Here is a 13,038-nt window from a genome sequence, read left to right as displayed (position 1 = left end):
CGATCGGCGTTCATCACTGTAAGATTGCGCGATGCGCGCAGGCGCATTGCAGCAACAGGAACGGATGGACGCCCGCGGGATGAGGCTGTCGAAGTTCGCGAGATCCCGAAAAACGGCCCGCAGGCCGACCGCCACGGCCAGGTTCCAGACTGAAATCATCGCCGACGTCCCCGTGCCGGAAAGGGCCGAGGACGTGCGCTTCTTCAGCCGCAAGATCGTCCACCCCGGCAAGGTGCGCCGGTTCTCGAACCAGGACCTGCGCGAAAGCGCGATGGCTCTCTTCTATCTCGTGGTCGCGGCTTCAGTGCCGGTGCGCTGGTGGGCGTCGATCTGCGATCGAATGTCCAGGCTTCGCCGGAAACGCCATCTGCGCAAGCAATTTCCGGGCTATGCCGACGCGACGCGCGCCGTGCTTGGCAAGGATATCGATCCGCGCGGCCTGTTCGAGGCATTGCTCGCGGCGCGCCATCGCCGCCGGCTGCAGCTTGCCGCGCACCTCGCCGGCTTCCGATGGGCGCCGACAATCCGGCTGGAGGGACAGCAAGGACTGCAGGCAGCGTTGCGGCGCGGCCACGGCGCGATCGTCTGGTGCGATCAGTTCACCTCCCAGACCATCCTCGGCAAGCGCGCCCTGCACGAAGCCGGCATCGAGGCGCACCAGGTGAGCGTCAACTCCCACGGTGTCTCGGAATCGATGTTCGGACTGCGTTTCCTGAACCAGCCGCTGGTCAAGGTCGAGAACCGTTACCTCAAAAGCCGCATCGTCTTCGAACGCGACGACGCCTATCAGGTCACCATCCGCATCCAGAAGATTCTGAAGCGCAATGGCGTGGTGCTGATGACCAACACCATCCACGCAGGCTCGACCTTCACGGAGGTCGCGCTCGGCGAAGGCGGCTGGACGCATCTTGCCTCGGCACCGGCGAATTTTGCCGCAAGAGGCAAGGCGGCGCTGTTTGCCATGTCGACCTTCGAGACCGTTCCCTTCCGCGAATACCGGGCCGTCATCAGCCCGGAGCTGTTGCCGGCTGAAGCGGCGACGGGACGGGACGGAGCCAAGGACATGGTGCTGCAGGCACGCTATATCCTGCTCAAGCGCGACCGGCTGCTCGAAGCGCTGAAACTGTTTCCCGAACAGATGCTGGTCTGGTCTGGCAGCCGGAGGATGACGGAAGCCTCGGACGATGCCCTGATCGGCGACGATACCGGCTTATGACGTAGCCAGCAGCCGCGTCGCGTCGGCAACGACATCGGCAACGGGACGCGTCGCGTCGATTGTCAGGGCCTGCTCATCCCTCCCCGGCGGCTCCAGGATGGCGAACTGACTGTCGACCAGGCTTGCCGGCATGAAATGGCCCTTGCGGCTGGCCACGCGTCGACGCGCGGTGGCGGGATCGATCTCCAGATAGACGAAGACGATATCAGGGTAAAAAACGCGCAGCCGTTCGCGATAGCTGCGCTTCAGCGCCGAGCAGGCCGCGACCACGCCCTGCCCTTTGCCGACCGACGCAGCGATGCGCCCGCCGATCGCATCGAGCCAGCCTTCGCGCAACTGATCGGTGAGCGGCTCGCCGCTTGCCATGCGCGCCACATTCTCCGCCGGGTGGAGCCGGTCGCCCTCGATGAAGACTGCGTTCAGCGCGGCCGCCAGCGCGATGCCGACAGCCGACTTGCCGCAGCCGGCGACGCCCATCACCACGATGGCCGGAGATGCCGAGCCAGGAACGCCTATCAGCGCCGGCACTGCCCTTTCGTCCACGGTCAGCGGCTTGCCGGCGCGCGGCCGTAGAGCAGCAGCATGGCGACGATGACGACGCCATAGATGATCTGCCGCCCCGCCTCCGGCATCTGCATGACCGACAGGATGGATTGCAAGAGCGTGATCAAGATGACGCCGGCGACGGTTCCGAGATAGGACCCGCGCCCGCCGAGGATCGAAGTGCCGCCAAGCACCACCGCGGCGATCGACGGCAAGAGATAGGCATCACCCATCGATTGCGCCGCCTTGGAGGCATAGCCGGCAAGCAGCACGCCGCCGAAGGCGGAGAGCCCGCCGGAGACGGCGAAGGCGATCATCACCACCCGCCTTGTGTCGATGCCCGAGAGATAGGCGGCGCGCTCGCGGTTGCCGATGCCGTAGACGGTGCGGCCAAAGCCGGTGCGGGTCAGCACGAAGACCATTGCCGCGCCGATGACAGCCCAGATGATGACCGCGTTGGGCGCGCCCGGAATGGTAAAACCCGTCGCGAGGTAGCGCATGGCGCGGGTCGCCGAATCCTGGGGCGAGAAGCCGCCGGTGTAGACCACCATCAGCCCTTGCGCGACGGCGTTGGTGGCGAGCGTGATGATCATCGAGGGAATGCGCAGATAGGCGACGCCGATGCCGTTGACGATGCCGATCAGGACGCCGCAGAAGATGCCGAACGGAATAGCCAACACCACCCCGGCCGGACCGTAGGCGGCCGCAGCGCAGGCCATCATCGCGCCGGCCGCCACCGACCACGGCACCGACAGGTCGATCTGGCCGAGCAGCACGACCAGCATCATGCCGGTGGCGATGACGCCGAGGAACGAGGCCACCTTGAGCTGCTGCAGCAGATATTCAGGCGACAGGAAGCTTCTGGAATAGAGGCTGCCGAGGAACAGTAGCAGCACGATACAGGCGAATGCCGTCAGCACCGCCGGATCGGCGCGGCGGATGAATTTCGGCATGCGGCCGGCAATGCCGCCGTCGCTCTTCCCAACCATCGGCGTCGTTTCGCTCACAGGAACCACTCCAGCCGGTTGCGGACCCGAAACAGGGCGAAGGCGCCGAGGCTGACCGCGATCAGCAGGATAACGCCCTGGAACAAAGGCTGCCAGAGCGGATCGAAATCGAAGACGAACAACAAATCGCCGATGGTGCGGAAGGCAAGCGCGCCGAAGATGGCGCCGATAGCGCTGCCCTTGCCGCCGAACAGCGAGACGCCGCCGAGCACCACAGCGGCGATTGAGAACAGCGTGTAGGCGTTGCCGCTGGCATAGGCCGCGTCGCCCGTATAGGTGAAGAAGGTCAGGAACAGTCCGCCGATCGCGGCCAGCAGCCCGGCCAGCGTGTAGGCGGCGAACTTGCCGCGCCTTATCGGCACGCCGGACATGTAGGCCGCCGTCTCCGACGAACCCGCAGCGTAGGCTGCCCGGCCAAGCACCGAGCGGCTGAACGGCACCCAGATCACCAGCACGATGGCGAGGAGCACGACGAGGCTCGCCGGCACCACATCGAAGACGCGGCCGGTCATCGCATCGGCCAGATCCTCATTGACCGAACCGCCCGGGAACGGCCGCAGCAGAAGCCCGATGCCGTAGAAAACGGCTCCGGTGGCGATGGTGGCGACGATCGGCTGCAGCCGGCCGTAGATGACGATGGCACCGTTGATGGCGCCGCAGAGAAGACCGACCGCCAGCACGACGATGACGCCGAGCGCCGTCTGCATCGGCGTGCCCACCACCAGCCAGGACGCAAGACAATTGGTCAAAAGGAAGATCATGCCGACGGACAGGTCTATGCCGGCGGTGATGACCACCAGCGTCTGCGCCATGGCGACGAAGGCGAGCAGCACGCCCTTGTTCGCCGCCGTCTGCACCACATTGGCGGTGAAGCCGGCCGGATGGTTCGAGGTGTAGATGACGAACATGACGATGAAGATGCCGAGCGCCAGCAGCGTTCCGCGCTGCTCGGCCAGCCAATAGCGCCAATCCTTCACGCACTTGCTCCCAGGCCCACCGGGCTCTCCTCGCCATGGATATTGAGCGCGCTTGAAATCAGCGCCCGCTCGGTGATCTCGGCACCGATCAACTCGCGCTTGACCGCGCCGTCATAGAGCACCAGCACCCGGTCGCAGCAACCGATCAGCTCGTCATAGTCGGTCGAATAGAAGAGGATGGCGGCACCCGCATCCGCCAGCTTGCGCATCAGCTGGTAGAGCTCCTGCTTGGTGCCGACATCGATGCCGCGCGTCGGATCGTTGAGCAGGATGATGCGCGGTTGGCGCATCAGCCATTTGGCGATCACCACCTTCTGCTGGTTGCCGCCCGACAATGCGCCGACCGGGATGTCGAGGCCCGCCGTCTTGATCGCCAGAAGGCCGACCATGTCGTCGATCAGCCGCTGTTCGGCGGCGCGGTCGATGATGCCGCCCCTCGACAGCCTGTCGAGCGCGGCGAAGGACAGGTTTTCGCGCACCGTCATCGGCAGCATCAACCCTTCGGTCTTGCGGTCTTCCGGGATCAGCGCCATGCCGATACCATCCTGCCGCGCCTTGGCGGGGCTGCCGATCGCGACCGGCTTGCCGTCGATCAGCACCTCGCCGGAAAGGCCGCGCAGCACGCCGAAGAAGGCAAGCAGCAATTCGCGCTGGCCCTGGCCGTCGAGACCGCCGAGACCGACCACCTCGCCTGCCCTGACGGTGAGCGAGATGTTGTCCAGCCGGTCGGTCCACGACAGCTTGCGGGCTTCGAGCCTGGGGGCGGCTGTGGCTGGCACGGTCGCCGGCTTGGGCGGGAAGATGTGACTGTATTCGCGGCCGATCATCAGTTCGACCACCTCATTGTCGCTCTTGGAGCCGGCCTTGTAGCTGGCGACGTTGCGGCCGTTGCGGAACACCGTGCACTGATCGGCGAGTTCCGCGATCTCGTTCATGCGATGCGAGATGTAGAGCAGCGCCAGTCCTTCCCTGCGCAACCGCTTCAGCACGCCAAAAATGTTTGAGACATCCGCCGCGGTGAGCGCGGATGTCGCCTCGTCGAGGATCAGGATGCGCGGCTTTCTGGCCAGCGCCTTGGCGATCTCGACCATCTGCCGGCGCGACAACGGCAAGTCCTTGACCAATGCCAACGGGTGGATGTCGGCAGCACCCGCGCGGGCAAGGGCTTCCTCGGCGATGCGGCGCTGCGCCTTGCGGTCGATCATGCCGAAGCGTTTGGGCGGGTCGGATATGACGATGTTGTCGGCGACGCTGAGTTCGGGAACCAGCGACAGTTCCTGGAAGATACAGACGATGCCGGCCTTGTTGGCGGCAGCGGGCGAAGCGAAGGTCACCTCGCGGCCATCCAGCGTCATGCGGCCTTCGTCGGCCGCGACAACGCCCGCCATCACCTTGATCAGCGTCGATTTGCCGGCGCCGTTTTCGCCAAGGATGGCGTGGATGCTGCCGGATGTGACGACAAGCTCCGCCTTTTCCAGCGCCCGCACGCCACCATAGCGCTTGGATATGCCTTCCATCTGGAAGAGCGGAACCGTAGCGTCCATCGGCCCTCCCGAGGCACTTTGACGACTAGGATATCGAGTGGTCGGCGCCGCAGGAAATCCCACGGCGCCGGGTGTGCAGCCTACTGGTCAGCCTTGGTTTGACCCATGATTTCCTGCGCCGTGAAATTGATGCCGCAGGTCGGGAAGGAATTGCCGACGAAGAAATTGTCGGACTGGTCGGGGAAGAAATCCTGACCGGCCTTGAAGTTGGGATCCTCGACGATCGCCAGCGGCAGCTTGACCGACTGCGGGACGACATTGCCTTCAAGCGCTGCGATCGCCGTCTTGATGGCAACCGCCACCTGCGCCGGGCCGGTACCGGCTGACGAGCATTTCAACCCGTCGGCCGCGTGGGCCGCGCAGAACTTGCGGAAGCCGTTCTCGGTCTCGCCGCCGAACGGCACGAACGGATGCTTGGCGTCGATCATCGCCTGCACGATGCCGGTGTCACCGCCCTGTCCCGTGACGCCGTCGAAGGGGCCATTGGTGGCGATTGCGTCGGCCGAAGCCTTTTGCGCAACGCCGTCATCCCACTTGCCGACGACCTCGGTGACCGCCCATTTCTTGCCGGACGCATCAAGAACCTCGTGGATGCCATTGTGGCGGTCGGTGTCGACGGAGGTGCCGGCAACACCGCGCACCTCGAGCACCTTGCCGCCGTTCGGCACATGCGAGACCAGCCACTTGCCCCAAAGCTCGCCAAGACCTTTCTGGTCGACGTTGACGTTGATGGCGTCCTTGGTGTCGAGAATGTTGTCGAAGGCAACCAGCACGACGCCGGCCTCCTTGGCGCGCTTGATCACCGGGCCGAAGGCGGTCGGGTTCTGCGCGTTGACGACGATGGCGTCATAGCCGGAATCGATGAAGTTGTTGATCGCCGAAATCTGCGCCGGCACGTCTTCGCCGGTCGAGACGACCTTGAATTCCTTCAGCTTCGCCGCGACATCCTTCTGCGCCGCATAGGCCTTCGCGGTCTGCACCATCTGGATACGCCAGGTGTTGGCGATATAGCCGTTGGCGAGCGCAATGCGGTATGGGCCGGCCTTCTTGGGGAATTTGAAGAACAGCGTGTCCGCGGCCCAGGGTGCGAAGCAATCCGGCTCGGCAGCCGGGCCCTTGACGATTTCAGGGCCTGCGGCAATCGCCGACGAGCTCAACATAACGAATGCAGTGGCGGCAACGATGCCACCGACAAGTGACTTGATCATCGATAATCCTCCCAGTTGCAGTTCTGATTTGTCGGTTCAGTTTTTGTGGAATTTTTCGCGTTTCTGGGCGGCTCCTCCGCCTTGCCCAGTCACGCCTGCCAGGTGCCGAAGACCTCCGCGATCCCTCCCCTTGCCGCCCCATTCAGCGGGGCGAAATTTATCATATTATCCATAATAAACAAGCATGAGCTGTTGCTTATGTATAATAAACAGACCTAGCGCCTAAATGGCGATACCCGCGCAGGGGAAATGGTAGCGCTACCATGACGTAGTGTAAAGCGCCATTTGCAGGCCTTCTCGAAGGCGTGTTCAGCGCGCCGTGCTCTCGCGGCGCATGAGCTCGAAGCCGAGATCGACGATCCGCTGTTCCGGCCTATCGCCGGCGATCGCCGCCAGCGCCATGGCGACCGCGCGCCTGCCGATTTCGTAGCGGTGGGTGCGGACGCTGGTGATCGAGGGAAAGGCCACCTGCATCATGTCGAGATCGTTGAAGCCGACGATGCCGATCGTCTTCGGCACGTCGATCGAGGCCCGATGGCACTCGAACAGCACGCCGAGCGCAATGTCGTCATTGTTGCAGAACACGCCGTCGAGAGTCGGCATCTTGGCCAGCGCGTCGCGGAACAGTTCGCGGCCGAGCGGCACGCTGGACAGTACAGGCGTGGTGGTGACCAGGCGCGGATCGAACAGGCCGGCTTTTTCCATCGCCGCGCGATAGCCGGCAAGGCGCCGCTGCGAGCGTGGGTCCATGCGCGCGCCGATGAAGCCGATCCGCCGGTAGCCCGCCTCGATCAGGTGCTCGGTCGCCGTCCTGCCGCCGTCGAAATGCGAGAAGCCGACCAGCATGTCGACGGGATCAGGCCCGGTCTCCATGACCTGCACCACCGGGCAGCCGGCATTTTCCAGCAATTTTCGCGAGGTTGGCGTCTGGTCGATGCCGGCGACGATCAGTGCTGCCGGCCGCTGCGAGCCGAACACCTGTAAGAGCCGCTCTTCCTCGAGGCCGGAATAGTGCGTGTTGCCGAGCTGGATGCGGAACGGACTGTCCGACAGGCTGTCATAGATGCCGCGCACCACTTCGGCGAAGACGTTGTTGGTGAGCGACGGCACCAGCACGCCGAACACTTCCGCGCGCGCCGAGGCCAGCGCCCGCGCATTGGGGTCCGGCACATAGCCGAGTTCGTCGACGGCGGCCTGGATCTGGCGGCGCAATCCCTCGGAGACACGCTCCGGCTCACGCAGTGCGCGTGACACGGTGATGGCGCCGACGCCGGCCTTGCGCGCGACATCCGATATGGTCGGGCGGCCGCCGCCCCGGCGCGAGCGCGGCTTGATCAAGGCCACCGCCCGCAGCCGCCGAAGCGCACCCGCAATACGATCATCTCAGCTGTCGCCATCTCACCGGCCCGTTGCCGCACCCCATGGCCTCTGGGGTCGCGCAGTGCCTGCCCATTGTCAAGCCGAGGTGCCTCAGGCTGCTAAGACGGCCCTGTCCCTTGCCTTCCACATGAACAGCCCGACGGCCAGTATGTTCAGCAGATTCCAGGCGATGCCGTTAAGGAAGGCGGCAGCGTAGGAACCGGTCAGATCGTAGATCCAGCCCGACATCCAGCCGCCGATCGCCATGCCGAAAATCGTTGCCATCATGACGATGCCGATACGCTGGCCGGCCTCCTTGGCGGGCAGATATTCGCGCACGATGATCGCATAGCAAGGCACGATGCCGCCTTGCGACAGGCCGAACACCAGCGACACGACATAGAGCGAGGCGAGCCCGTCGAACGGGATGTAAAACAGCAGCGACAGGCATTGCAGCACCGAACCGATGATCAGGGTTTTCGCGCCACCGATGCGATCGGCGATAAAGCCGGAGGCAAGCCGGCTGACGACGCCCGCCGCCATCATGATCGACAGCATGTCGGCGCCATGCGCCATGCCGTAGCCAAGATCCATGCAATAGGCGACGATATGTACCTGCGGCATCGACATCGCCACGCAGCAGCCGAGGCCGGCAACGACGAGCAGCACCTGCAACGCCGCCGGCGACATTGGCATCGGCTGCACCGACCGGCTTCCCGGCGAACCGGCGGCAGCCGCCTCCGGGGCGCCGCGCCGCAGCAACAGCACCAGCGGCACCATGGTGACCAGGCAGAAGATGCCGATCGCCGCATAGGTGAAGCGCCAGCCTTCCGCCTTGATCATCGTCGGCATGATGGTCGGCCAGAGGGCGCCGGCGAGATAGTTGCCGGCGGCCGCCGCCGTGACGGCAACGCCGCGCCGGCGGTTGAACCAGTGCGAGATATCGGCGATCAGCGGTCCGAAGATCACCGACGTGCCGACGCCGATCAGCACCCCCTGGGCAAGGGTGAATTGCAGGATCGAGGTCGAAAGTGCTGCCAGCAGCAGGCCGGCCGAGAGCGCCACGGAAGAAATCAGCGCCGGGATCCAATAGCCCATCCGGTCGATGGCGCGACCGACCAGCACATTGCCGGCGGCAAAGCCCACCATGGTCGCGGTGTAGGGCATGGATGCCGCGGCGCGGTCGACGCCGAACTCGGCTTGCACGGCGGGCAGCACCACGACGACGGCCCACATGCCGACCGCACCGATCGTCGCCAGCACCATCGAGATGGCCAGCCGCATCCAGGCGTAGGAGCTGTCGATGCCGGGGCTGGCCTGGCTCAAGTCGGTTCGGGTCAAAGGCGTTTCCTGTCGGCGGTCTCGAAAACCGGCTGCCGTTTGCGCCACTATCGGCACATTCTGAGCTCGCAGCAGCGCCAGGGCGGGCAAATCCGTGGCTCCAGACCCGAAATATCTGCAATGGCCTCCCGCCGGGATCGCGCGCAAATAGCCGGAGCAATCATGATGCTGGCTGATTCGTTATCTAACGCGACTTGATCACGTGGTCGGTGTTGGCCAGCAATTTCCGCACCGCGGCGCGCGCGGCATCCGGCCGCTGCAGGCGGATGTTCTTCTCGATCGCCTCATGCAGTTTCTGCGCATGGTTGAGGTCGTCAACCGCTCGCGTCGTAAAGGCGAACAGGTGATCGAAGGCGGATTCGATCAGCACGCCGAGCGGCACCAGCAGATCGTTGCCCGAGGCCCGCAATATGGCGAGATGGAAGCGCGTGTCGGCGCGCGTGCGTTCCTGCAGGCTGGCCGCCTCGCCCATCTCACGGCAGGCCTGGCTGATCTCGGCCATCTGCTCGTCGGTCCGCCGCATGGCGGCGAAGGCGGTCGCCTCCGGCTCGATGATGTGGCGGAACTCCTGCACCGTCTTCAGGAACACCTCGCGGTCGGGCGACGTCGCGTACCAGGCGAGCACATCGCGATCGAGCAGGTTCCAGCGCTCCTTCGGCTCGACCCAGCTGCCGATCTTGGGGCGTGAGGCTAGCAGGCTCTTGGCCATCAGCATCTTGATAGCTTCACGCACCGCCGAGCGACTGACGCTGAAGGTCTCCGACCATTTGGCCTCATTGGGCAGGATGGTGCCGGGCGGATAGTCGCCGCGCACGATCCGCAGGCCAATTTCGCTGGCCAGCGACGTGTGCACGCTGGCGCCGGGAATGCGCGCCGCATCGGCCCGGCGAACACCGGCCGGGCGCTCGACGGCAGCCGCCTTTTTCGGCGATTTTTCCTTGTTCGGCTTCGCGTCCCGCATACGCTTCAGAAAGGCCGGTTTACGGAAGCTGTCAAGCGCGGCAAGCGCGTTCAACCCCAAAGGGGGCCGCTGTGCACAGATCAGGCCGCTATCCTATGCCCAGCGGTCCTACTTCACATATTTGCGCCAGCTATGCTCCGGGCGGAAACCCAGCATGTCGCGTGCCTTTCGGTTCGACAGCAGCGTCTCGTATTCGCCGAGTTCGGCCTTGACCGGCACATTGGGATAGAAGCGCTTCAGGAGTTCGGCCGTCGGCAGATCGGACGAGGTGTCGTCATTGGCGGCGTTGAACACCTGGAAGCCGAGGCCGTCCTTCTCGACGGCGCGCAGTGTGATCTGGCCGAGATCGCGCGCGTCGACATAACTCCAGGCGATGCGTTTGCGAAAACCGGGATCGGCGAACCATTTCGGGAACAGCGAATATTCGTGCGGCTCGATGACATTGCCGATGCGCAACGCATAGATGTCGGTGCCATTGCGCTGCGCGAAGGCACGCGCCGTCTTCTCGTTGACGATCTTGGACAGCGCATAGCTGTCCATCGGGTCGACGTCATACGCCTCGTCGAACGGGAAATATTTGGGGTCGCGTGGCTCGTTGGCGAACACCAGGCCATAGGTCGTCTCGCTGGAGGCGATGATCACCTTGCGGATGCCAAGCTTCACCGCCGCCTCGATGACATTGTAGGTGCCCATCGCGTTGATGCGGAACACCTCATTGTCCGGCGTGATCATGATGCGAGGGATGGCGGCGAAATGCACCACCGCATCGACCGGCTGCGGCCGCAGCGACGGATCGAATTCGTGCAGGCCCATATAGCTCGACAGCGCGTTGAACACCTGCCCGCTGTCGGTGATGTCGGTGATCAGCGTGCGCACCTTGGGGTTGTCGAGCGGCTTTGTGTCGATGTTGAGCACCTGGCAGCCCTGCTCGACAAGATATTGCACGACATGACGCCCAGCCTTGCCGCTGCCGCCGGTGAACATGATCCGCTTCGTCATTCTGGTCTCCATGACAGGCTCTGGAATTCCCGTGTATTGTCAGACAATATTGCTTTCTGCAACCGTATATGGCTAAAACGGCAACGCAATTATCGATAATCCGGGATAGGAACGACGACATGAACACCACCGCCGCGCGCGAAAAGATCGGCTTCATCGGCCTTGGCCTGATGGGGCACGGCATCGCCAAGAACATCGTCGACAAGGGCTATCCCCTGACATTCCTCGGCCGCAAGAACCGCAAGCCGGCCGAGGATCTCCTTGGCCGCGGCGCCAAGGAGGCCGCCACCTCTCGCGATGTGGCAGTGGCATCCGATATCGTCTTCATCTGCGTCACCGGTTCGCGCGAAGTGGAAGCCATCATCCGCGGCCCCGGCGGCCTCAAGGAAGGCCTGAAGAAGGGCTCGGTCGTCGTCGATTGCTCGACCTCCGATCCAGTCTCGACCGTGGCGCTCGCGGCGGAATTGAAGGAGGTCGGCGTCGACTTTGTCGATGCGCCGCTGAGCCGCACGCCGAAGGAAGCTTGGGAAGGCACGCTCGACGCCATGGTCGGCGCGCCCGACGCTCTCTTTGCCCGGGTCAAGCCGGTGATCGAAACCTGGGCCGGCCGCATCGTCCATATCGGCGACACCGGCGATGGCCACCGCATGAAGCTGCTCAACAATTTCATCTCGCTGGGCTATGCCGCCATCTATTCCGAGGCGCTGGCCCTGGCCGAAAAGGTCGGCATCTCACCGCCGCGTTTCGACAGTGTCATCCGCAACGGCCGCATGGATTGCGGCTTCTACCAGACATTCATGCGCTGGACGCTGGAAGGCGACCGAGACGCCCACAAATTCACCATCGCCAACGCCTTCAAGGATCTGACCTATCTGGAATCCATGGCGGGTGCGGCCGGCATCGCCAACCCGCTCGGCAATGCCACCAAGAATTCCTTCGCCGGCGCCCATGCCACCGGTCCGGCCGAGCAGTTCGTGCCGATGCTGGCCACGCATATCGCCAAGGTGAATGGGGTAGACCTGATGCCGACGAAGGATGGCAAGAAGCAGACGATCTGAAGCGCGAATGGCCGGCCCCTATCGCCGCCGGCTTCCGATCCCTTCATCGGTGTCGGCGAGCAGCTTGCGAACCGCGTTGCGCGCCGCCGCCGGCCGTTGCAGGCGGATGCTCTTCTCGATCGCCTCATGCAGTTTCTGCGCCCGCCGCTGGTCGCCGACCTGGCGCGTGGTGAAGACGAAAAGATGGTCGAGCGCGGACTCGATCAGCACGCCGAGCGGCACCAGAAGGTCGTTGCCCGAGGCCCGCAGGATGGCGAGGTGAAAGCGTGTGTCGGCGCGGATGCGTTCCGGCAGGTTCGCCGCCTCGCCCATCTCGCGGCAGGCCAAGCTGATCTCGGCCATCTGCTCGTCGCTGCGCCGCATGGCGGCAAAGGCGGAGGCTTCCGGTTCGATGATATGGCGGAACTCCTGCACCGTGCGCAGGAAGGCTTCGCGATCGGGTGCGGTCGCGTACCAGGCAAGCACGTCGCGGTCGAGCAGGTTCCAGCGCTCCTTCGGCTCCACCCAACTGCCGATCTTGGGGCGTGACGCCAAAAGGCTCTTTGCCATCAGCATCTTGATCGCCTCGCGCACCGCCGAGCGGCTGACGTTGAAGGTCTCGGCCCATTTGGCCTCATTGGGCAGGATGCTGCCGGGCGGATAATCGCCGCGCACGATTCTGAGACCAATCTCGCTGGCGAGCGAGGCGTGGACGCTGGACCCGACAAAGTGCGCCGCATCCGCCCTGCGCACGACCGCCGGACCGCTGTTGGCTTGAGCCTTGGCCCGGCTGGCTTGTTTCTTTGCCTTCTCGTCCGGCATCCACGTTCCAATAGGTCGGTCGTC

The 13,038-nt window shown here is 64.4% G+C and carries 12 protein-coding genes; 2 read left to right on the top strand and 10 right to left on the bottom strand.

Annotation, left to right across the window (positions count from 1 at the left end; genetic code table 11):
• Positions 1–79 precede the first annotated feature (79 nt).
• On the top strand, positions 80–1,216 hold the full coding sequence (locus AC0V7N_RS19060; protein ID WP_475450016.1) for a hypothetical protein: 1,137 nt from the start codon (positions 80–82) through the stop codon (positions 1,214–1,216).
• Here the strand turns inward: AC0V7N_RS19060 and AC0V7N_RS19055 are convergent.
• The 9 genes from AC0V7N_RS19055 to AC0V7N_RS19015 all read right to left on the bottom strand — a co-directional run bounded on the left by AC0V7N_RS19055 (position 1,211) and on the right by AC0V7N_RS19015 (position 11,155).
• Entirely contained in the window at positions 1,211–1,693 is a 483-nt protein-coding gene (locus AC0V7N_RS19055; RefSeq protein WP_475460397.1) for a gluconokinase, read from the bottom strand. The genes AC0V7N_RS19060 and AC0V7N_RS19055 overlap by 6 nt on opposite strands.
• 68 nt (positions 1,694–1,761) lie before the next feature.
• Entirely contained in the window at positions 1,762–2,748 is a 987-nt protein-coding gene (locus AC0V7N_RS19050) for an ABC transporter permease (RefSeq protein WP_475460395.1), read from the bottom strand.
• A gap of 14 nt (positions 2,749–2,762) precedes the next feature.
• Positions 2,763–3,743 carry an ABC transporter permease subunit gene (locus tag AC0V7N_RS19045; RefSeq protein WP_496627192.1) on the bottom strand — a complete coding sequence of 327 codons (981 nt, stop codon included), beginning with the start codon at positions 3,741–3,743 and terminating at the stop codon, positions 2,763–2,765.
• Positions 3,740–5,287, bottom strand: a complete 1,548-nt coding sequence (locus AC0V7N_RS19040) for a sugar ABC transporter ATP-binding protein (protein WP_475450015.1) — start codon at positions 5,285–5,287, stop codon at positions 3,740–3,742. Before AC0V7N_RS19040 ends, AC0V7N_RS19045 begins: the two co-directional genes overlap by 4 nt.
• Positions 5,288–5,367: 80 nt before the next feature.
• Positions 5,368–6,495 carry a sugar ABC transporter substrate-binding protein gene (locus AC0V7N_RS19035; protein ID WP_095202062.1) on the bottom strand — a complete coding sequence of 376 codons (1,128 nt, stop codon included), beginning with the start codon at positions 6,493–6,495 and terminating at the stop codon, positions 5,368–5,370.
• Positions 6,496–6,804: 309 nt separating this feature from the next.
• Positions 6,805–7,833: an HTH-type transcriptional regulator GntR gene (gntR, locus tag AC0V7N_RS19030; RefSeq protein ID WP_475450014.1), complete on the bottom strand. Its 1,029-nt coding sequence runs from the start codon at positions 7,831–7,833 to the stop codon at positions 6,805–6,807.
• Positions 7,834–7,965: 132 nt separating this feature from the next.
• The gene (locus AC0V7N_RS19025; protein ID WP_475450013.1) at positions 7,966–9,195 is read right to left on the bottom strand and encodes an MFS transporter; all 1,230 of its coding nucleotides are present in this window, start codon (positions 9,193–9,195) and stop codon (positions 7,966–7,968) included.
• 184 nt (positions 9,196–9,379) lie between these two features.
• Complete coding sequence (locus AC0V7N_RS19020; RefSeq protein ID WP_475450012.1) at positions 9,380–10,156, bottom strand: FadR/GntR family transcriptional regulator; 777 nt, start codon at positions 10,154–10,156, stop codon at positions 9,380–9,382.
• Positions 10,157–10,264: 108 nt separating this feature from the next.
• Positions 10,265–11,155 carry an NAD-dependent epimerase/dehydratase family protein gene (locus AC0V7N_RS19015; protein WP_475450011.1) on the bottom strand — a complete coding sequence of 297 codons (891 nt, stop codon included), beginning with the start codon at positions 11,153–11,155 and terminating at the stop codon, positions 10,265–10,267.
• A 119-nt stretch (positions 11,156–11,274) separates the two neighbouring features.
• Here AC0V7N_RS19015 and AC0V7N_RS19010 point away from each other — a divergent pair, with 119 nt between their 5' ends.
• Entirely contained in the window at positions 11,275–12,213 is a 939-nt protein-coding gene (locus AC0V7N_RS19010; RefSeq protein WP_475450010.1) for an NAD(P)-dependent oxidoreductase, read from the top strand.
• A gap of 18 nt (positions 12,214–12,231) precedes the next feature.
• Here AC0V7N_RS19010 and AC0V7N_RS19005 read toward each other — a convergent pair whose 3' ends face one another.
• The gene (locus AC0V7N_RS19005; RefSeq protein ID WP_475450009.1) at positions 12,232–13,014 is read right to left on the bottom strand and encodes a FadR/GntR family transcriptional regulator; all 783 of its coding nucleotides are present in this window, start codon (positions 13,012–13,014) and stop codon (positions 12,232–12,234) included.
• Between the last annotated feature and the right edge of the window lie 24 nt (positions 13,015–13,038).

The sequence above is a fragment of the Mesorhizobium kamtschaticum genome (assembly GCF_056174585.1).
This window is presented reverse-complemented; position numbering and strand designations above follow the sequence as displayed.